This is a genomic window from Rhodopila sp. (assembly GCF_035548095.1).
In the GTDB taxonomy this organism is placed as follows: domain Bacteria; phylum Pseudomonadota; class Alphaproteobacteria; order Acetobacterales; family Acetobacteraceae; genus Rhodopila.
On the sequence record NZ_DASZUV010000004.1, the window covers coordinates 303,481 to 323,899 of the forward strand.

A 20,419-nucleotide genomic window follows, 5' to 3' on the forward strand; every position below is an offset into this window, starting at 1 on the left:
CGGGCCGGGTCCGGCCGTCCCCGATCCATGCCGGCATCTATGTCGTCGGCCGCACCCGGTCGCGTAGCCGGTTGCGGCCCAGCAGCCGCACGACGGCGTTGGGCGCCATCGCCTTGATTTCGGACTGCAACGACGCCCGCTGCTCATGAATGGTGGCGATGACCGGCCCCATCGGAACCCCGACATCGACCAGCACGGCCTCGGACAGCTGCAGGCTTGCCTCGATCGTCTCGGGGACCGCGTCCGAGACGCCTGCCCGATAGAGCTGCGCCGCATGCCGGGCATCCCGGGCCCGCGCGACGATCATGAGGTCAGATCGTTCGGACCGCGCGGCGGCGACCAGTGCCTCGGCGATCGGCGGGTCATCCAGCGTCACGACCAGGGCGCGCGCGGTGTCAAGATGCAGGTGCCGCAGCAGATCGACCTGTGTCATGTCTCCGTAATAGACCGGCTTGCCGCGGCCACGCTCCTGCGCGACCCGGTCCGGGTCATTGTCGATCGCGACATACGGCACCTTGTGGACCGCCAGCATGGTGGCAACCGTCTGGCCGACGCGTCCGAAGCCGGCGATGATGACGCGCGGCAGCGCATCCGATACCTGTGGGATTCGCAAGCTCGCTTCGATGTCGGCGACCTGGCGGGGCGCGAGCGCCTGGCCCAGCTTTGACAGCAGCGGAATGGCCGCCATGGTCAGCGCCGTCGCGAACAGCAGCACTTCCGAGGTCTGGGCATCCAGAAAACCGTCCGCCTCCGCCAGGCCCATGGTGACGAACGCGAACTCACCGCCCGGCCCCAGCAACAGCCCCATGCGCAGGCCATGCCGCCAGCTCATGCCGAACAGGCGGCCCAACGGCACGATCACCAGCGCCTTCAGCGTGATCAGCCCGACCACGGCCACCGCGACCATCAGCGGGTGAGCCACCAGGGTCGGCAGGTGCAGGCCCATGCCGACCGAAATCAGGAACACGCCGATGAACAGGCCTTTGAACGGGTCTATCGTCACCTCGACCTGGCGGCGGTATTCGGTGCCGGCCAGCAGCAGGCCGCCGACCAGCGCACCGACCGCCATCGACAGGCCGGCCGATGAGGCCGCCAGGCCCGTGGCGATCACCACCAGCAGGCAGGCGGCCACGAACAGATCGCTGCTGTGGGTGCGGGCGACGCTGCGGAACAGCGGGCGCAGCACCAGCCGGCCGACCCCGACGATCAGGACGACCGCCGTCACCGCGCGAATGGCGGCATAGCCCAACCCGGCCAGGGAATCGGTGTCACTGCCCGGGGCCAGCGCGGTCAAGGCAAACAGCAGCGGCACCACGGCCAGGTCCTGAAACAGCAGGATCGCGAAACTGGCCCGGCCGAAAGGCCTGTGGACCTCCTTCCGCTCCGACAGCACCTGCAGCACCACGGCGGTGGACGACATCGTCATCACGAACCCGATGATGATGGCGCTGCCATAGCTCTGTTTCGCCAGGATGGCGACGCCGGCCAGCACCAGGGCGCACAGCGACACTTGCAGGAAGCCAAGGCCGAACACCAGCCGGCGCATGAGCCACAGCCGCTCGGCCGACAATTCCAGGCCGATCATGAACAGCAGCAGGACGACGCCCAGCCGGGCGATCGGCGTGATCGAGTCCGCCGACGAAATGGTGACCGCCGATATCCAGGGCACGACCGGTGTCAACTGCGCAAGTCCGAACGGCCCGACGACCACCCCGATCAGGATGAACCCCAGCACCGGGCTGACCCGCAGGCGATGGAACAACGGGATGACCACGGCGGCCGCGCCCAGAACGATCAGAGCTTCCTTGTATAGATAGATGTCAAGCGCTTCGGATTCCATCACCTGCTTTTAACAGCCACGCATGGCGGTGGTGTTACCGTTGTGACAGATTCCCGAGGTCCACCGCGCCCGATCGCGCTTTTTTGTCCCGGAGGATGGCGGCCTCACATGCCGCCGGCACCCCGCGCGAACCACCACGGCAGGAAGAAGATCCCCAGGTTGCAGGCAAAGCCCGCGCCCCACACCACGGATCGCATGGTGGGACGATCCGCCAGATAGGCGCCCACATAGGCGAACCGCAGCAGGATGAACGCCACCGCCAGCCCGTCCACCCACGCCTGCGGCGCGTGACGCATCTCGGCCAGGATCACGGCGGCGGCAAGGAAGGGAAACACCTCGAACCCGTTCTGATGCGCCGCCAGGGCGCGGGCGCGGAACGGGTCCTGATAGAAGCCGGGATCACGCGGGCGGGCATTGTCGAAGCCTTTGACATCCGTCGCCTTCGCGATGCCGATCGTGGCGATGGTCAGCAGGACCGCCGCGAGCAACATCAGGTCGGCGAGGGTCATGGCGGCGGCTCCGCAAACGGCTTATCCTGCGACCATCATCCTCACCACCACGGACTGGACAAGCCATGCCGGCGCATTTTGACCTGGTCATTCGCGACGCAACGATCTTTGACGGCACCGGCGCGCCGCGGTTTCGGGCGGATGTCGGCGTGCTGGGCGACCGGATCGCAGGCGTCGGCGACCTCGGCTATGCCACGGCGGATCGGGAGGTGCTGGCGGACGGGCTGGCGCTGGCCCCCGGCTTCATCGACGCCCACACACATGATGACAGGGCGGTGCTGTGCGGCCCGGAATGCATGCTTTGCAAGATGTCGCAGGGCGTCACCACCGTCGTGATCGGCAATTGCGGGATCTCCCTGTCACCCGTCACGATGAAGCAGCGACCGGTTCCGCCGCTGGACCTGCTGGGGGACGAAAGCTGGTGGACCTTCGGCAGCTTCGGTGAATACGCGGACCGGCTGGCGCGCGACCCCTCGCCGGTGAATACCTTCGCCCTGATCGGCCATATGTCGCTGCGCGTGGAGGCGATGAACGGCGACACCCGGCGCGCCGCCACCGACAAGGAAGCCGCGCACATGCAAAAGCGCCTGGCCGAGGCGCTGGCGCAGGGCGCCTCGGGGTTTTCCACCGGCCTCTATTATCCGCCGAACATGATGGCGCCCACCGATGAGGTGATCGCGGTCGCCGAGGCGCTGCAGGCGGCGGGCGGCCTGTATGTGACGCATATGCGCGACGAGGCGAACGACGTCCTGAAATCGATCGAGGAGACGCTGAAGATCGGCCGCTCCGTCAATGCGCCGGTGGTAATCAGCCACCACAAGTGTTCGCAGCCGGAGAATTTTGGCCGCAGTGTCGAGACGTTGCCGCTGATCGAGCGGTCGGCCAAGAACCAGCCGGTCGATTTCGACGTCTATCCCTATGCGGCGGGGTCCACGGTGATGATGCCGGACCGCCTGCGTCCTGATGTTCCGGTGCAGGTCACGTGGTCGGTGCCACATCCCGAGGTCGCCGGACGCATGCTGGCGGACGTCGCAGCCGAATGGGGCATGAGCCAGCGGGATGCGGCACAGAAGATGCTGCCGGCCGGCGCGATCAGCTTCCAGATGGACGAAGCCGACGTGCGGCGTATCCTGGCGCATGAGCGGGCGATGATCGGCAGCGACGGGCTGCCGCATGACGCCTATCCGCATCCCAGGCTGTGGGGCACCTTCCCGCGCGTACTGGGGCACTATGCGCGCGACCTCGGCCTCTTCAGCCTGGAACAGGCGGTGCGCAAGATGACCGGTCACACCGCATCGGTCTTCGGCATGACCGACCGCGGGGTGATCCGTGAAGGCGCCTATGCCGATCTGGTGCTGTTCGATCCGGCCACGGTGCGCGACACGGCCACCTATGACTCGCCCATCCGGCCGGCCGACGGCATCCGGGAAACCTGGATCAACGGCCAGTCCGCCTATGTCTTCGGCGAAGGCGCCACACGCGCCAGGGCAGGCCGGCTGGTGACCCGCAATCAGCCCTGAAAGCCCGGATACGCCTTTGATGCGGTCATCGAAATGACACGCATCAAAGGGTGACAGGACAGCAGAACGCGGGCAAACAGCCGTCGAAATCCGATCGCCGCGCGGTACCATGCCAACCACCCTGTTTCCCTCCATGGCCGCGAGCCGGCGGCTGCCGAATGCCTGGGACCTGCTGGCCATCCTGTGCGTGTTCGCCGCGCTGATCGGGATCGGCCATGTCGCGCAGGGCACGCTGGTCTCGGTCAGCACGCCGGGGGCGGTCGATGTCAGCCTGGATCCGTGGCGCCTGCCGGAATATGCGGTGCGCACGACGCTGCGCATGTTCGCGGCGCTGCTGGCCTCGCTGCTGTTTACCTTCACCTACGGCACCGCGGCGGCGAAGAGCCGGCGGGCCGGCCTCGTTCTGATCCCCATTCTGGATGTGCTGCAATCGGTGCCGATCCTGGGGTTCCTGACCTTCACCGTGGTGTTTTTCATGGGCCTGTTCCCCGGTCGCGTCATCGGGTTGGAACTGGCGGCGATCTTCGCGATCTTCACCAGCCAGGCATGGAACATGGCGTTCAGCCTGTATCAGTCCCTGAAGACGGTGCCAGCCGACCTGACCGAGGCCTCCAACGCCTTCCATCTGAGCCCCTGGCAGCGCTTCTGGAAGCTGGAGGTGCCGTTCGCGGCGCCGGGCCTGGTGTGGAATACCATGATGTCGATGTCGGGCGGCTGGTTCTTCGTCGTGGCATCAGAAGCGGTGTCGGTCGGGGACAACACGTGGAAGCTGCCGGGTATCGGCTCCTATGTGGCGGTCGCGCTGGAGCAGCGGGACATCGCCGCCGTGCTGTGGGCGATCGTGGCGATGCTGGTGGTGATCCTGGCCTACGACCAATTGCTGTTCCGCCCGCTGGTCGCCTGGTCGGCCAAGTTCCGGTTCGAGACCACGGCCGGCGCGATCGCTTCGGACCCGTGGATGCTGCGGCTGATCCGGCGGACGCGGCTGCTGAGCCTGGCCGGCGAAGCGATCAGCGACGCCGCCGGTATCATCACGGGCCTGCGGCTGTTCGGCGGCGGATCGGCCCGCGGCGGCTACCGAGCACCATCGCGTGTTGTCGATGCGATCTGGCTGGCGGTGCTGGCGGTGATCGTTCTGTACGCGTGCTGGCGACTGAGCAGCTTCGCTGTCGGAGCACTGAACCTCGGGGAGATCGAGCATGTGGTCACCCTTGGGTTGATCACCATGATGCGCGTTATCGTGCTGATGGCCCTGGCCACCATCATTTGGGTGCCGATCGGCGTCTGGCTCGGCCTGCGTCCGGAATGGGCCCGCCGGGCCCAGCCGGTGGCGCAGTTCCTGGCCGCGTTCCCCGCCAATCTGCTGTTTCCGCCGGCGGTCCTGGGCATCGTCCATTTCCACCTGAATCCGAATATCTGGCTGACCCCGCTGATGATCCTCGGCACGCAGTGGTACATCCTGTTCAACGTCGTCGCCGGCGCCGCGGCGTTTCCCGGCGATTTGCAGGAAGCAGCGAAGAATTTCCGCATCGGCGGGCTGCTGTGGTGGCGCAAGGTGATCATCCCCGGCATCTTCGCTTATTACGTTACCGGCGCGATCACCGCCTCGGGCGGCTGCTGGAATGCCGCGATCGTGGCCGAGGTCGCGTCCTGGGGTGATACCAGGCTTCAAGCGACCGGGCTCGGCGCCTATATCGCCGATGCCACCGACAAGGGCGACATGGCCAAGGTCGTGCTGGGTGTCGTGGTGATGTCGGCCTTCGTCGTGCTGTTCAACCGGCTGCTGTGGCGACCGATGTACAGCTTCGCTCAGCGCCGCCTGACATTGGCCTGAGAACCGAGATCTGAGAGCAGGAGAACAGACGGATATGGATGCCGCCGTCGACGTCCGGCCGAACCTGGTCCAGGTGACCGGCTGCCGCCAAGCCTACCATAAGGACTCGAACGCCGACCTCGTGGTGCTGGACAACGTCGATCTGACACTGAACGAGGGCGAGATCGTCGCGTTGCTGGGACGCTCCGGCTCCGGCAAGTCGACCCTGCTGCGCATCGTATCAGGCCTGCTGAAGCCCACCTCGGGCGAGGTGCTGTGGCGCGGTGCGCCGGTCGTCGGGCCGGCCGAGGGCGTGGCCATGGTATTCCAGAGTTTCGCCCTGTTCCCCTGGCTGACCGTGCAGGAAAATGTGGAGTTGGGGCTGGAAGCCCGCGGGGTGCCGAGGGCGGAGCGCGAGGCGCGAGCCGAGACGGCGATCGACATGATCGGCCTGGGCGGGTTCGAGAATGCCTATCCCAAGGAGCTGTCCGGCGGCATGCGCCAGCGCGTCGGCCTGGCACGCGCGCTGGTGGTGCATCCCGACCTGCTGCTGATGGACGAACCGTTCAGCGCCCTCGACGTCCTGACCGCCGAGACGCTGCGCACCGACCTGATCGACCTGTGGATGGAAGGCAAGCTGCCGCTGAAATCGGTGCTGATGGTGACGCACAATATCGAGGAAGCGGTGCTGATGGCGGACCGCATCCTGGTGTTCTCCTCCAACCCCGGACGGGTGGCGAGCGAGCTGAAGGTGCCGTTCGCCCACCCGCGCAACCGCCTCGATCCGGATTTCCGCAAGATGGTGGACGACATCTACGCGCTGATGACCCGGCGCAAGCCGGTGTCTCGCGGCGCGGCACAGCCAATCGCCTCACCGCTGGCGAGCGCGCTGCCGCCGGTCGGCACCAATATCATGTCGGGCCTGCTGGAGACGCTGGCCGCGGAGCCCTACAAGGGCCGCGCCGATCTGCCCGCCATCGCCGGCGTGCTGCAATATGAGGTGGACGATATCCTGCCGCTGGGTGAGGCGCTGCAGCTTCTGGGCTTCGCGCTGTTGGAGGAAGGCGACATCACCCTGACCGCGCAGGGTCGCAGCTTCGTCAACGCCGATGTCGACGAGCGCAAGCGGCTGTTCGGCGAGGCGTTGCGCCAGCACGTGCCGCTGGTGGTGATGATCCGCCAGGTCCTGGACCAGCGCTGGAACCACCGCGCCTCGGCGGAACGGTTCCGCGACGAGTTGGAGGACCACATGTCCCCCGACTACGCGGACCAGACGCTGCGCACGGTCATCGCCTGGGGGCGGTACGCGGAGATCTTCGCCTATGACGAGGAGGCGGAGCAGTTCAGCCTGGAGGATATCGACTGATCATCCGGGTTCCGGCCTCGGCCGCCCCTTGGCCGATCTGCTACTCGATCGCCTCGGCGGAGCGGGCGATCTCGCGCAGCGCGAACTTCTGGATCTTGCCGGTCGACGTTTTCGGAATCTCCCGGAAGATGAACGTCTTCGGCACCTTGAACCGGGCGAGATGCTGGCGGCAGAAATCACGCAGCTCGTCGGCGGTGACTGACTGACCGGGCTTCACCTCGATGAAGGCGCACGGCGTCTCGCCCCATTTCTCGTCCGGCTGCGCGACCACGGCCGCGTTCAGCACGGCGGGATGGCTATACAACGCGTCCTCGACCTCGATGGACGAAATATTTTCGCCGCCGGAAATAATGATGTCCTTCGACCGGTCGCGGATCTTCACGTAGCCGTCGGGGTACATCACCGCCAGGTCGCCGGTGTGGAACCAGCCGCCCTCGAACGCCTTCGCTGTGGCGGCGGGGTTCTTGAGGTAGCCTTTCATCGTGATGTTGCCACGGAACATGATCTCGCCCATGGTCTCGGCATCCCACGGAACCGGCTGCATCGTTTCCGGATTCAGCACGGTCATCGCCGCCTGCAACGGTGTCCGCACGCCCTGCCGTCCGTTGCGCTCGGCGCGCTTCTCCACCGGCATGTAGGCCCATTCCTCCTGCTTGGCGCAGACGCCGGCGGGGCCATAGACCTCGGTCAGGCCGTAAACGTGGGTCAGTTCGATGCCCATCGTCTCGGCGCCCTCGATCACCGCCAGCGGCGGGGCCGCACCGGCGATCTGACCATGGATGCGGTGGCTGATCCCGGCCCGCAGCTCCGGCGGCGCGTTGATCAGCATGGCATAGACGATCGGTGCGCCGCACATATGCGTCACGTCATGGTCGCGGATCGCGTCCAGGATCGCCTGCGCCTCCACCCGGCGCAGGCAGACATTGGTGCCGGCGCGTTCCGCCACGCTCCACGGATAGCACCAGCCGTTGCAGTGGAATAACGGCAACGTCCACAGATACACGGCGTGGTGCGGCATCTGCCAGTTCAGGATGTTGCTGATCGCGTTCAGATAGGCGCCACGGTGATGCGTGACCACGCCCTTGGGATCGCCTGTGGTCCCCGACGTGTAGCTGAGTGCGATGGCGTTCCATTCGTCGTCCGGCGGCTGCCAGTCGTACTCCGGGTCGCCCTCGGCCAGCAGCGCCTCATAGTCCAGCGCGCCGAGGCTTTTCCCGTCCGGCACCGCCGGGTCGAGGATGTCCACCACCAGCGGTTTCGTCTCCATCTCGGCCAGCGCGGCCTCGATCACCGGGGCGAATTCCCGGTCGGTCAGCAGGACCTTGGCGCCGCCATGCCGCAGCATGAACGCCAGCACCGAGGCGTCCAGCCGGGTGTTCAGCGTGTTCAGCACCGCGCCGCACATCGGTACGCCGAACGCGGCCTCCACCATGGCCGGTGTGTTCGGGGCCATGATGGCAACGACGTCGTTCTTGCCGATGCCGCGCCGAGCGAGCGCGGAGGCAAGGCGGCGGGTGCGGGCATAGGTCTGTTTCCAGGTGGCGCGCTGGTCGCCGTAGATGATCGACAGCCGGTCCGGATAGACATAGGCCGCCCGCTCGATAAAGCTGATCGGCGTCAGCGCGGCGTAGTTGGCCTGATTCTTCGGCAGGTCGTCGAACGGGCTGGTCATGATGGGCTCTCCCTGCGGGGCCGTCATCCGGTCGCGCGGCCCGTCCCGCTGCAATACAGCGCGAGACGGTCAGGCGGCAATGTGCCGCCGAACGTACGAGGAATCAGTTTCCGTAGACGAGCTGCGGCAGCCACATGGTGAGGGGCGGGTAATAGGTGATGATGCCCAGCACGATGACCAACAGGATCAGGAACGGCAGGATGCCGCGGATCACCTCCCCGATCGGCGCGTCGGAAATGGTGGACAGCACGTACAGGTTGAGCCCCACCGGCGGGTGAACCAGCGCGATCTCCATGTTGTGGGTGAAGATGATGGAGAAATGAACCGGGTCGACGCCCAGGGGCTTCAGTGCCGGCGCCAGGATCGGGATCACCAGCAGCAACGCGGCCACCACCTCCAGGAAACAGCCCAGCACCAGCAGCAGGACGTTGACCGACAGCAGGAACATCCAGGTCGACATCTGGTGCGCCAGCGTCCAGTTCACCAGCTGGGCGGGCACGCCGGATTCCGTCATCCAGTGGCCGAAGGCCAGCGCGGTGGCGACGATCAGCATGATCGTGCCGGCGCTGCGCAGCGCGTCGGCGATCACCGACAGCGTCTGGCTGACGCGGAAGCCGCGATAGAACAGCAGGCTGACCACCAGCGCCGTCGCCGCGGCCAGCGCCGCCGCCTCGGTCACGGTCACGATGCCGCCATAGATGCCCACCAGCACGATGATCGGCACCGCCAGCGCCGGCAGCGATTTCACCGTCGCGTCGATCTTCTCACGGAACGGCAGCGACGGCTCCACCGGGAAATTCCGCCTGCGGGCGTCGTACCATACCCAGGCAAAGAACGCCGCGGCCTGCAGCAGGCCGGGCAGGATGCCGGCGAGGAACAGGCGCGGCACCGACTGCTCCGCGACGATGCCGTACAGGATCAGCGCCAGCGATGGCGGGATCACGATGCCGATGGTGCCGGACGCGCCGATCACGCCCAAGGCGAAGGAGCGCGGATAGCCTTTCTCGATCATCGCCGGCAGCAGGATGGTGCCCATCGCCAGCGCGGTCGCCACCGAGGACCCGCAGATGGCGGCGAACAAGGTGCAGGCGACGACCGTCACCAGGCCCAATGAGCCGCGGATGCCGCCCAGCCAGGCGGCCGACACATCCACCAGGGCCTTCGCCACGCCGCCCTGGCGCATGAAGGCCGCCGCCATCACGAACAGCGGCAGCGACATTAGGGTGGAGGAATTCAGGTGATCGATGATCACCTGCGCCACGCCGATCAGCGGCTGGCCGGATACCATGAACAGCACCGCCGCGCAGGCGCCCAGCACCAGGAAGATCGGCATGCCCGCGGCGAGCAGGCCGAAGAACAGAGCCAGGAACAGCAGCGTCCACATGGTCAGCGCGGCTCCTGCATGGTCAGCGAGCCGGAGATCTCATGATCCGGCGGCAGATGGTGTCCCACCGTCATGGTCGCCGGATCGAAATGGAACAGATATCGGTACAGCCGGATCAGGTAGCGGACGGTCATCAGCACGCCGCCGCCCGGCAAGGCCGCATAGTAGATCCACATCGGAAATTGCAGATCGCTGGAACTGCGCTCATCCAGCATCAGCGACGTGTCGACGATCTGCCAGCCGTACCAGACCATGCCGACCGAGAAAGCCAGCGCCACCAGGCAATTGAACGATTCGACCCAGCGCTGGCCCGCCGGCGGGATCAAGCGCAGCACCAGGTCGGGCCGCACATGCCCGTCGGTGCGGACCAGCTGGCTGGAGATGATCATCACGCCCCAGATGATCAGATAGACGATCACCTCTTCCGCCCAGGAAATGGCATAGGCCGGGAACAGGTAGCGCCCGACCACCTGGACCAGGCCAATCACCATGGCGATGGCACCCAGGAGGCCGACCAGCGTGCGCTCGATCGTATCCCAGATCGTGTCGGGGCGCTGGTTCACGATCAGATCGTCGCCTTGACGGCTTCTTCCGCGGCCTTCACCACCTCGGCCGACAGTTTCGCGTCCTTGATCAGCGCCGCGACATCGGCCTGCAATGCCTTGCGGGTGGCTTCCAGCACATCGTCAGACGGATCGGTGAACTGAACGCCATTGCTGGTCATGAGCTTGCGCGCATTTTCCTGCGACGCCGCGGCGTTGCTGCGATAGGTCGGCACGTTCTGCGCCCACAGGTCAATCATCAGCTTCTGCAGATCGGGCGGCAGCTTGGCCCAGAACGCGCCATTGATCAGCGGCATGTACTGACCGACATACTGGTGATCCTGGTAGGAGTACCTGACGCCGGCTTCCCACAGCTTCGCGGTGGCCACGCTTTCATTGGTCGACACGAAGCCGTCGAACGTACCCTGCGACAGCGCCAACGGCACGTTCGGCCAGGCCGTGGTATTGGGAATGGCGCCGAAAAACGCGATGCGCCAGCTGATGCCGGCACCGCCCGGACTGCGGATCTTCAACCCCTTGAGGTCGGCGGCCGTCTTGATCGGGGTCTTCGTCGTGTACCAGTTCTGGAAACCCAGATCGATCCAGGGCCCCAGCGACTTGACGCGCAGCTTGGTTTCCAGCTGCCTGTTGACGATCTCACCCGGCTTGCCATCCGAGGCGGCATGCGTCGCCGCCAGCGGCCGGCCATAGAACACCGGCAACTGGCAGTAATCGGCATCCGGCACGATCCCGGTCTGCGTCCAGGTCCCAGGCACCGCCATTTCCACCTGGCCTTGCAGCAGCGCCTTGGCCACGTTCAGGTCGGCGAATAACTGGCCGGCATGAAAGACCTCGGCGGTGATCTTGCCGCCGGACGCCTTCTCGACCTTGTTCAGGTAATCCACCACCGACACGTTGCGGATATGCGTGGGCGCGGTATCGAGCGAGCAGCGGATCTTGAAACCGTCCTCACCCCGTGCATGCCGGAGGATGGCAAAGCTGCCGAGCGCGGCGGCGGACGCGCCGAATGCACGGCGGGTCATGCGTGTTTGCATGGAGAAGGCCTTTCCTGGACGTCTGACAATTAGGCGGCGGAGTGATGGCGACACGGGAAAGAGCCGTCAAGGCAGTTGAAATACGGATATCACTTTCAGAAGTATTTTGACATTCAGCATCCCGAATCGGCAACAGCGAACGGCCGGCCGCTTGGGCGCTTCGCCGGCGCCGCCTATACTGCCGCCGCATACTGCCGCCGAACCGGGAGAGGCCCCGGACAGCGAAGCACGCCGCACGCACACACCGCGTGCAAAACAGCCCGGACATCCAGGAACCCGGGCATGAAAAACCCAACCGGGAGACACCAGGATGCAGACCGAAGCCGCGGTATTCCGCAGAATCCATGAACCGCTGACCATCGAGACCGTCACGCTGGACAAGCCCTGGCGTCGCGAAGTGCTGGTGCGCACCGTCGCCACCGGTGTCTGCCATAGCGACCTTCATGTCGTCGACGGCCTTGGCCGTTTTCCCACCGACCGGCCGATGGTGCTGGGCCATGAAGGCGCCGGGATCGTGGAAGCGGTGGGCGAGGACGTCACCAGCGTGCGCGTCGGCGACCATGTCGTGGCCTGCCTGTCGGGCTTCTGCGGCACCTGCCCGCAATGCCTGAGCGGCCACCCGAATGTCTGCACCGGCGGGCTGGTGGCTCGGGCGGATGACGGCCCGCCGCGCGTGTCCCAGGATGGCGCGCCCTTCCGGGTCTTCGCGTCGATCGGCAGCTACGCGACCCGTATGCTGCTGCACGAGAACTCATTGGTGCGCATCGATCCCGACCTGCCGCTGGATCGTGCCGCCCTGGTGGGATGCGGCGTGCTGACCGGCGTCGGCGCGGCGCTGCGCTCGGCCGGGCTGCAGCCGGGCCAGACCGTGGCGGTATTCGGCTGCGGCGGCGTCGGCCTTTCCATCATCCAAGGCGCCCGCATCGGCGGCGCTCGGCAGATCATCGCCGTCGACCAGTTCGATTCCAAGCTGGAGATGGCGAAGCGCGCCGGCGCCACGCACACCGTCAACAGCACCCGGGACGACGCGGTCAAGGCCGTGCGCGCATTGGCCGGCGGCCTGGGCGTCGATCACGCGTTCGAGGCGGTGGGGCTGAAGACCCTGTGCCGGCAGGCGATCGAAAGCCTGGCCGTGCGCGGCACCGCCACCATCGTCGGCGTGCTGCCACCCGACGAAACGATCGAGTTCCCCTGGATGGCGATCCGCCCGGAATGCAGGGTGCAGACGTCCCGCATGGGATCGAACCAGTTCCGCACCGACATCCCGACCTATCTGGAATTCTACCGCCAGGGCCGGCTGGACCTGGATTCCATGATCAGCCGGCGCGGCCGGCTTGGGGACATCAACGATGCGTTCCGCGCCATGAAGGCCGGCGAGGTCGCGCGATCGGTGCTGATGTTCGATTAAAGAATGATGGGGTCAGGTTGACCCTGTCATGCTCCATCAACTCTTTGATTCAAGCGCACGGTTCACGCCCTCTGATCGCCGGCTTCAGGCGATCGCGCTGTCGGCAGGCGGCCGATGCGGCGTTCGACGACAATGGAGGAAACCACCCATGCTGAGCGTGACCAAGGACCTGATGCTGCCGACCGCCATCACCGGCTCCTACCCCCGACCGCTCTGGTTCGACATGAGCCTGAATGGCCGCTCCTTCAAATCGGCGCTGGGGGAATCCCTGTTCCGCGAGCAATACATGGACGCCGTCGCCGCCATCATCAACGCGCAGGAGGCGGCTGGGCTGGATATCGTCACCGACGGGGATTCCCGCTTCGACCTGGCGGTGGGCGGCAAGTCCTGGTTCTTCTACCCGATCGAGCGGCTGGGCGGGATTCAGGGCGCGCGTGACACCTCGCAAGGCTGGATGCGCCGGGGCCTGCGGCCGGGACAGATCCTGTGGGAGGTGCAGGAGGCGTATCAGCCCGCCGTCGTGAAAGGGAAGCTGACACGCGGGCCATGGGACTATGCCGCGCTGTGGCAGGTGGCACAGCGCCTGACCAACAAGCCGGTGAAGTTCGGAGCGATTTGCGCGCCGATCCTGTCATCGATGCTGTGGAACGAATATTATGACGACGACAAGGCCATGATCCTGGACCTGTGCGACATCATGAACGCGGAGCTGCGCGAGCTGGCCGGGGTGGGATGTCCGCTGATCCAGTTGGAGGAGCCGCCGCATCACAGCCGCGCGCTGCTGCCGACGACGACCGAGGCCGATCTGGCATTCATGACCGAGGCGTTCAACCGGCAGCTCGTCGGCGTCGACGCGGAGATCTGGGTGCATACCTGCTGGGGCAACCCGAACCAGCAGCGCACCTATTGGGAGACCCCCAGCTATGAGCGGGCGATGCCGCACCTGCTGCAATTGAAGGCGGATGTCATTACCTTCGAATGCGCCAGCAGCAACGGCCAGGATCTGCACCTGTTCGGCAAATACAAGACCGACAAGAAGATCGGCATCGGCGTGGTGAACCACTGCAATACCGTGGTGGAACCGCCGGAATACGTCGCAGGGCTGATCCGCCGCGCGCTGGAGTTCATCCCGCCGGAGCAGCTGGTCATCACGACGGATTGCGGCTTCGGGCGGGAGGGCCTGAGCCGCCGCATCGCCTATTACAAATGCGTCTCCCTGGTCGAAGGGACGAACATCGTGCGCAAGGAGCTGGGGCTGCCCGAAGCGCATATCCGCGCCTCCGATCCCAAACTCTATTTCGCGAGCAACGAGGCATCCCACTGACCGGCAGGGAACCAGCCCCAGGACTCTGTCCCCGAACTCTGCCGCAAGGACTCTACCCCAGGGGAACTCTACGCGAGGGGGACACCGCCCCGGGGACACCGCCCAGGGACCCTGCCCAGGGACCTTGCCCAAGACCTTGGCCAGGGACCCTGCCCAGACTCGAGGCCGGATGATAGGATGGCCGGATGCCGCACGCGTCCTTCGTCCATCTGCGTACCCACTCGGCCTACTCGCTGTCCGAGGGCGCGATGCGGCCGGACAAGATCGCCGCCATGGCGAAGGCCGACGCGATGCCGGCCGTCGCCATCACCGATACCGGCAATCTGTTCGGCTCGCTGGAATTTTCCCAGTACTGCACCGGCAAGGGCGTGCAACCGGTCATCGGCTGCCAGATCGCGGTCGCCCGCGCCGACAATCCGCGCCTGCCGCCGGACCCGATCGTCCTGCTGGCGCAGGACGCGGCGGGGCTGGCCAATCTGCAGCGGCTGTCCTCGGCGGGGTTTCTGGACACCGATCCGACGCTGAAGCCGCAGGTGCCGTTCGCCACCATCGCGGCCCACGCGGACGGGCTGCTGCTGCTGACCGGCGGCACCACCGGCCCGATCGCCCGCCTGCTGGCCGAGGGCCAGAAGCCCGAGGCCGAACGCCTGCTGGCCGCCATGGCCGAGGCTTTCCCGGAGCGCACGATCCAGGAACTGCACCGCCATGGCCTGCCCGTGGAAACCGCCATCGAACCCGGGCTGATCAGCCTGGCCGACGCGCGAGGCGTCCCGCTGGTCGCCACCAATGACTGCTATTTCGCCGCCCGCGACATGCACGAGGCGCACGACGCGCTGCTGTGCATCGCCGAGGGCCGCACGCTGGCCGAGACCGACCGAAGGCGGGTGACCCCGGAACACTGGTTCAAGCCCTCGGCCGACATGCGGGCCCTGTTCGCGGACCTGCCGGAGGCCTGTGACAATACGCTGGCCCTCGCGCGCCGCTGCGCCGTCATGGTGGAAACCCGCAAGCCGCTGCTGCCGATCTGCCCCAAGGTGCGTCCCGGCCAGACCGAGGAGGAAACCGTCCGGGCGATGGCAATGGAGGGGTTGGAGCGGCGGATGGAGACCGCCGGCGCCGATGCCGCGGCCCGCGAGGTCTATCGCCAGCGCCTGACCTATGAGCTGGACGTCATCGCCAAGATGGGCTTCTCCGGCTATTTCCTGATCGTCGCCGACTTCATCCAGTGGTCGAAGGCGCAGGGCATTCCGGTGGGGCCAGGCCGCGGTTCCGGCGCCGGGTCGGTCGCCGCCTGGGCTCTGACCATTACCGATCTGGATCCGTTGCGCTTCAACCTGCTGTTCGAGCGGTTCTTGAACCCGGAACGCGTGTCGATGCCGGACTTCGACATCGACTTCTGCCAGGAAGGCCGCGACCGGGTCATCGATTATGTCCGCAACGAGTATGGCGGGGACCGCGTTGCGCAGATCATCACCTTCGGCAAGTTGCAGGCCCGCGCCGCCGTCCGGGACGTGGGCCGGGTGCTGGGCCTGCCCTTCGGACAGGTGAACAAGGTCGCGGAGCTGATCCCCAACAATCCGGCCAAACCGGTGACGTTGCAGCAGGCGATCGACGGCGAGCCGCGGCTGCAGGCGATGCGCGAAGACGATGAAGCGATCTCCCGCCTGATGGAGATCGCGCTGCGCGTCGAGGGGCTGTATCGCCACGCCTCCACCCATGCCGCCGGCGTGGTGATCGGCGACCGCCCGCTGGTGGAGCTGGTGCCGCTGTATCGCGATCCGAAATCCGATTTCCTCGTCACGCAATTCTCGATGAAGCACGTCGAGTTGGCCGGTCTGGTGAAATTCGATTTTCTCGGATTGACGACGCTGACCATCCTGCGCCGCGCGGAAAACTTCCTGAATGCGCTGAACACGCCGGTGGACCTGAACGCGCTGCCGCTGGACGACCAGAAAACCTATGAGATGCTGCAGAAGGGCGATGCCGGCGGCGTGTTCCAGTTGGAAGGCCAGGGCATGCGCGACTGCCTGCGGCAGATGAAGCCCGACCGGTTCGAGGATCTGATCGCCGCCGTCGCGCTGTATCGTCCCGGCCCGATGGCCAACATCCCCGATTACTGCCGACGCAAGCACGGAGAGACATGGGAGGCGCCGCATCCGGAGATCCACGACATCCTGGCCGAGACCTACGGGATCATGGTCTACCAGGAGCAGGTGATGCAGATCGCCCAGAAGATGGCCGGCTACAGTCTGGGCGGTGCCGACCTGCTGCGCCGAGCGATGGGCAAGAAGATCGCCGCCGAGATGGAGGCGCAGCGGGAGACTTTCACCAAGGGCGCGATCGCCCGCGGCATCGATCCGGCGAAGGCCACGGAAGTCTTCGACCTGATGGCGAAATTCGCCGATTATGGCTTCAACAAATCGCATGCCGCCGCCTATGCCCTGGTCGCCTACCAGACCGCCTGGCTGAAGGCGAACCACCCGGAAGTGTTCCTGGCCTCCTGCATGAGCCTGGCGATCAGCAACACGGACCGTCTGGCGGCGCTGAAGCAGGAGGCGGAGCGCGCCGGCATCCGCATCCTGCCGCCCGACATTAATCGTTCCGGCGCCGATTTCACAGTGGAACGGCTCGACGATGGCAAGCTGGCCATCCGCTATGCGCTCGCCGCGGTCAAAAAGGTCGGCTTCGCGGCGATGGAGGCGGTGGTCGCCGTGCGTGCCGACGAACCCTTCACCGATATCGCGGCCTTCGCTGCCCGCGTCGATCCGAGGCAGCTCAACAAGATGCAGATCGAGAACCTGGTGCGCGCCGGCGCCTTCGACCGGCTGGACAACAACCGCGCGCACCTGTTTGCCGGAGCGGAAACGATCCTGCGGCGGGCCCAGGCCGTGCAGGGGGAAAAGGCGAGCGGCCAGATCGGGTTGTTCGGCGGGTCGGCGACGACGCCGGAGCCGCTGCGTCTGCCCGCCCTGCCCGACTGGCCGCCGCTGGAGCGCCTGGCGTTCGAGGCCGAGGCGATCGGCTTCCACCTCACGGCGCATCCGCTGGACACCTACGCGCAGGCTCTGCGGCGGCTTGGCGCCACCCAAGCCGCGCAGGTGGAGACCAGGGCGGCGAACGGCATCGGCAAGGTGAAGATCGCCGGCACCGTCGTCGCGGCGAAGGAACGGATCACCCGCACCGGCAGCCGCATGGCCTGGATCCGCATTTCCGATGCCAGCGGCTCGATCGAGGTGACGTTCTTCAGCGAGGTGCTGAACCGGTCCCGGGATATCCTGACATCGGGCTCGAACGTGTTCGTGACGGCGGAGCTGAAGACAGAGGGCGATGCGGTGCGCGTCACGGCACTGGACGTGGCGCCGCTGGACAAGGCGGCGGCGCAGGCCGGCGCCTCAATCCGGATCTGGCTGCACCAGACCGAGGCGGTGCCGCATATCCGCGAAGTCCTGTCGCGGGAGAGCGGCGGCCGTGGCCGGGTATCGCTGGTGCCGCGGCTGGACGACGATCAGGAGGTCGAAATCGCCCTGCCCGGGGGCTACAACGTCACGCCGCGCCTGGCGCAGGCGTTGAAGTCACTCCCGGGGGTGGAGCAGGTGGAGGAAATCTAATCCGCCGCCGCCTCGGTTGGCGCGTCCCCCGTGTACAGGTGCGGCCAGCGGCGGCGCACCAGCGGGCCCTTCTCGTCATAGGCCAGGCAGGTGTTGATGATCTTCCGCCCACTGCCCCATTTCTCGGTGATGCGCTTGTCCACCGCGTCGCTGCCGGCATGCCGCCCGGAGGCTGCCTGAGCCGCCTCCACCTCCCGCTTCGCCTTTGCCGGGCCGATGGTCTGGAATGCCGTCGTCGCCATCTGCTGCAGCAGCTCCCGCAGATGGGTGCAGCCCACGGTGCCGCCGACGAGATGGTTCGCCTCCCGCAGGAAGCCGGCCTTGATCCGCAGGCCGACCAGCTTCTGGAAATTCGGCGCCGCGGTCGGGCACATCACGTAGGGGGTGTGGTCGCTGACCGCCTCTACCGCACGGATGTCCATGTGCTCGTCCACGGTCAGGCGCAGCCACATGTCATGCACGGGCTCCCCGGCCGGGATATGGCCGCGGTCGTAGTTGTCCTGGCTGTAGCTCTTGCAGTCCGTCAGATGCGCTTCGATGTCGTACCATCCATCGGCTCTGCGAAAGCCGTTGATCTCGATCGACCGGCGATGAAGCTGTTCGCGTTGGGCAGGCGGGGGCAACGGCATGCAGACGACGTCCTGGTTCGAGTCCCGGCGGATGGAGGGTGCAGCGCAGCATAGTGCTATGCCATTGCAGCGGCGTGGTGAAAAGCCTTGCAACCGGCGGGGGCCTGACGCACACCCCGTGGGATGCGGCCAGGGTTGACGCGAGGCGCAATTCGCGCAAGTTCGCCGTCGTTTGGCGGTGCTGCCATATTACCAGGAGTCCATGTTGATCACGATCAAGCCGGTCGGTCAGCATTCTGATAATCAGGCAGCGACGCACACCTGTTGGCACGCCTGTCCGATCGCCCCCATCAAGGCTCCGCTTGCATGATATCGTTCAAGGAACACTGCCGCCGCGCCCTGGATTCGATCCGGGATCAGGGACGCTACCGGGTCTTCACACCCTTGCAGAAGCGGGCTGACATCTTCCCCTTCTACCGCCGCGCCGATGGCAGCACCGTGCTGGTCTGGTCGGCCAACGACTATCTGGCGATGGGCGGTCACCCGGTTCCGGTGAACGCGGCATGTGAGGCGGCGATGTCCATGGGTGCCGGAGCCGGCGGCACGCGCAACATCAGCGGCACCAGCCCGGTGCATGACGCGCTGGAGGCCGAACTGGCGGATCTGCATGGCAAGGAGGCCGGGCTGCTGTTCACCTCGGGCTTCGTCTCCAACCAGGCGGCGCTGTCCACCATCCTGAACAGCTTTCCGAACGGGCCCGCGCATCCCTGGCACTGCTTCTCGGATGCCAAGAACCACGCCTCGATGATCGCCGGCATCAAGGGATCGCGGGCGGTGGTCAGCATCTTCCGCCACAACGACCTGGTCCATCTGGAATCGCTGCTGCGCGCCGCCCCGTCCGAGGCGCCGAAGCTGATCGCCTTCGAATCCGTCTATTCGATGGACGCCGATATTGCGCCGCTGGCCGGGCTCTGCGACCTGGCCGAAAAATACGGCGCCATGACCTACCTGGATGAGGTGCACGCGGTCGGCATGTATGGCCCGAACGGCGGTGGCGTCTCCGAACGCGACGGCGTAGCCCGGCGGATCGACATCATCGAAGGTACGCTGGCGAAAGCCTTCGGCTGTCACGGCGGCTATATCACTGGCGATGCCGAGGTGATCGACTTCATCCGCTCCAACGCGCCAGGCTTCATCTTCACCACCTCCCTGCCACCGATGGTCGTTGCCGCGGCGTTGGCCAGCGTCCGCCACGTGCGCCAGGACCACGCGCGCCGCGCCCAGCTGTTCGAACGCGCGGGTGCGTTGAAGGCGAAGCTGGACGCGGCCGGCCTGCCGCGCATCGATTCCACCAGCCATATCGTCCCGGTGCATGTCGGCGACGCGGCCCTGTGCATGGAGGTCAGCCGGCGCCTGCTGCAGGATTTCAGCATGTACGCGACCCCGATCAACTACCCGACGGTACCGCGCGGCGAGGAGCGTCTGCGCCTGACACCCACCCCGCTGCACACCGACGCCATGATGGACGACCTGGTTTCCGCCCTGCTGCGCATCATCCCCCAGGAACAACGCCGCCACGCCGCGTGATCACGCACGGCGGCGCTGGTAAGACGCAGGCGCCGCCCCTGCACCCCGCCAAGGGCGTAACGCCCTTGGAACCCGTTTATTGGGGGGAATGAGGGAGGGGCGACACGGACCTTGCAACCGGCACGGTTGCCCCTCCCTCATTCCCCCCAATGGACGGGGATCCAAAGGGGCTTGCCCCTTTGCGGGGGTCCAGGGGGCAGCGCCCCCTGGTCGAACAAAGGA

Annotated in this window: 14 protein-coding genes; 7 read left to right on the forward strand and 7 right to left on the reverse strand. The window is 66.3% G+C overall.

The annotated features are described in order from the left end of the window. Nucleotides 1-37 precede the first annotated feature (37 nt). Entirely contained in the window at nucleotides 38-1,840 is a 1,803-nt protein-coding gene (locus VHC04_RS05690) for a cation:proton antiporter (RefSeq protein WP_325678901.1), read from the reverse strand. A 104-nt stretch (nucleotides 1,841-1,944) separates the two neighbouring features. Continuing rightward, entirely contained in the window at nucleotides 1,945-2,349 is a 405-nt protein-coding gene (locus VHC04_RS05695; protein WP_325678903.1) for an MAPEG family protein, read from the reverse strand. A 65-nt stretch (nucleotides 2,350-2,414) separates the two neighbouring features. Between VHC04_RS05695 and VHC04_RS05700 the strand changes: the two genes are divergently transcribed. The 3 genes from VHC04_RS05700 (at nucleotide 2,415) to VHC04_RS05710 (ending at nucleotide 7,048) form a co-directional block, all read left to right on the forward strand. Further along, the gene (locus VHC04_RS05700; protein WP_325678905.1) at nucleotides 2,415-3,869 is read left to right on the forward strand and encodes an N-acyl-D-amino-acid deacylase family protein; all 1,455 of its coding nucleotides are present in this window, start codon (nucleotides 2,415-2,417) and stop codon (nucleotides 3,867-3,869) included. 109 nt (nucleotides 3,870-3,978) lie between these two features. Next, nucleotides 3,979-5,703 carry an ABC transporter permease gene (locus tag VHC04_RS05705; RefSeq protein WP_325678907.1) on the forward strand — a complete coding sequence of 575 codons (1,725 nt, stop codon included), beginning with the start codon at nucleotides 3,979-3,981 and terminating at the stop codon, nucleotides 5,701-5,703. A 34-nt stretch (nucleotides 5,704-5,737) separates the two neighbouring features. Then, on the forward strand, nucleotides 5,738-7,048 hold the full coding sequence (locus tag VHC04_RS05710) for a nitrate/sulfonate/bicarbonate ABC transporter ATP-binding protein (protein ID WP_325678909.1): 1,311 nt from the start codon (nucleotides 5,738-5,740) through the stop codon (nucleotides 7,046-7,048). A 40-nt stretch (nucleotides 7,049-7,088) separates the two neighbouring features. On the opposite strand, the gene VHC04_RS05715 is transcribed toward VHC04_RS05710, so the two are convergent. The 4 genes from VHC04_RS05715 to dctP all read right to left on the reverse strand — a co-directional run bounded on the left by VHC04_RS05715 (nucleotide 7,089) and on the right by dctP (nucleotide 11,689). Continuing rightward, nucleotides 7,089-8,720, reverse strand: coding sequence for an acyl-CoA synthetase (locus VHC04_RS05715; RefSeq protein WP_325678911.1), 1,632 nt, complete (start codon nucleotides 8,718-8,720; stop codon nucleotides 7,089-7,091). A gap of 103 nt (nucleotides 8,721-8,823) precedes the next feature. Further along, on the reverse strand, nucleotides 8,824-10,104 hold the full coding sequence (locus VHC04_RS05720) for a TRAP transporter large permease (RefSeq protein ID WP_325678913.1): 1,281 nt from the start codon (nucleotides 10,102-10,104) through the stop codon (nucleotides 8,824-8,826). Between the two features lie 2 nt (nucleotides 10,105-10,106). Further along, complete coding sequence (locus VHC04_RS05725) at nucleotides 10,107-10,667, reverse strand: TRAP transporter small permease (protein WP_325678915.1); 561 nt, start codon at nucleotides 10,665-10,667, stop codon at nucleotides 10,107-10,109. A 2-nt stretch (nucleotides 10,668-10,669) separates the two neighbouring features. Next, a complete protein-coding gene (gene dctP / locus VHC04_RS05730) occupies nucleotides 10,670-11,689 on the reverse strand; it encodes a TRAP transporter substrate-binding protein DctP (RefSeq protein WP_325678917.1) in 1,020 nt (339 codons plus the stop codon). A 322-nt stretch (nucleotides 11,690-12,011) separates the two neighbouring features. Here dctP and VHC04_RS05735 point away from each other — a divergent pair, with 322 nt between their 5' ends. From VHC04_RS05735 to dnaE, 3 genes are all read left to right on the forward strand, one after another. After that, on the forward strand, nucleotides 12,012-13,109 hold the full coding sequence (locus VHC04_RS05735) for a Zn-dependent alcohol dehydrogenase (protein ID WP_325678919.1): 1,098 nt from the start codon (nucleotides 12,012-12,014) through the stop codon (nucleotides 13,107-13,109). A 148-nt stretch (nucleotides 13,110-13,257) separates the two neighbouring features. Beyond that, a complete protein-coding gene (locus tag VHC04_RS05740) occupies nucleotides 13,258-14,433 on the forward strand; it encodes a cobalamin-independent methionine synthase II family protein (protein WP_325678921.1) in 1,176 nt (391 codons plus the stop codon). A 185-nt stretch (nucleotides 14,434-14,618) separates the two neighbouring features. Beyond that, entirely contained in the window at nucleotides 14,619-18,041 is a 3,423-nt protein-coding gene (dnaE, locus tag VHC04_RS05745; protein WP_325678923.1) for a DNA polymerase III subunit alpha, read from the forward strand. Here dnaE and VHC04_RS05750 read toward each other — a convergent pair. Next, nucleotides 18,038-18,670: a DUF2889 domain-containing protein gene (locus VHC04_RS05750; protein WP_325678925.1), complete on the reverse strand. Its 633-nt coding sequence runs from the start codon at nucleotides 18,668-18,670 to the stop codon at nucleotides 18,038-18,040. The two genes, dnaE and VHC04_RS05750, sit on opposite strands and share 4 nt — an antisense overlap. 306 nt (nucleotides 18,671-18,976) lie before the next feature. Here VHC04_RS05750 and hemA point away from each other — a divergent pair, with 306 nt between their 5' ends. Beyond that, nucleotides 18,977-20,197, forward strand: a complete 1,221-nt coding sequence (gene hemA, locus VHC04_RS05755) for a 5-aminolevulinate synthase (protein ID WP_325678927.1) — start codon at nucleotides 18,977-18,979, stop codon at nucleotides 20,195-20,197. The last annotated feature ends 222 nt before the right edge of the window (nucleotides 20,198-20,419 follow it).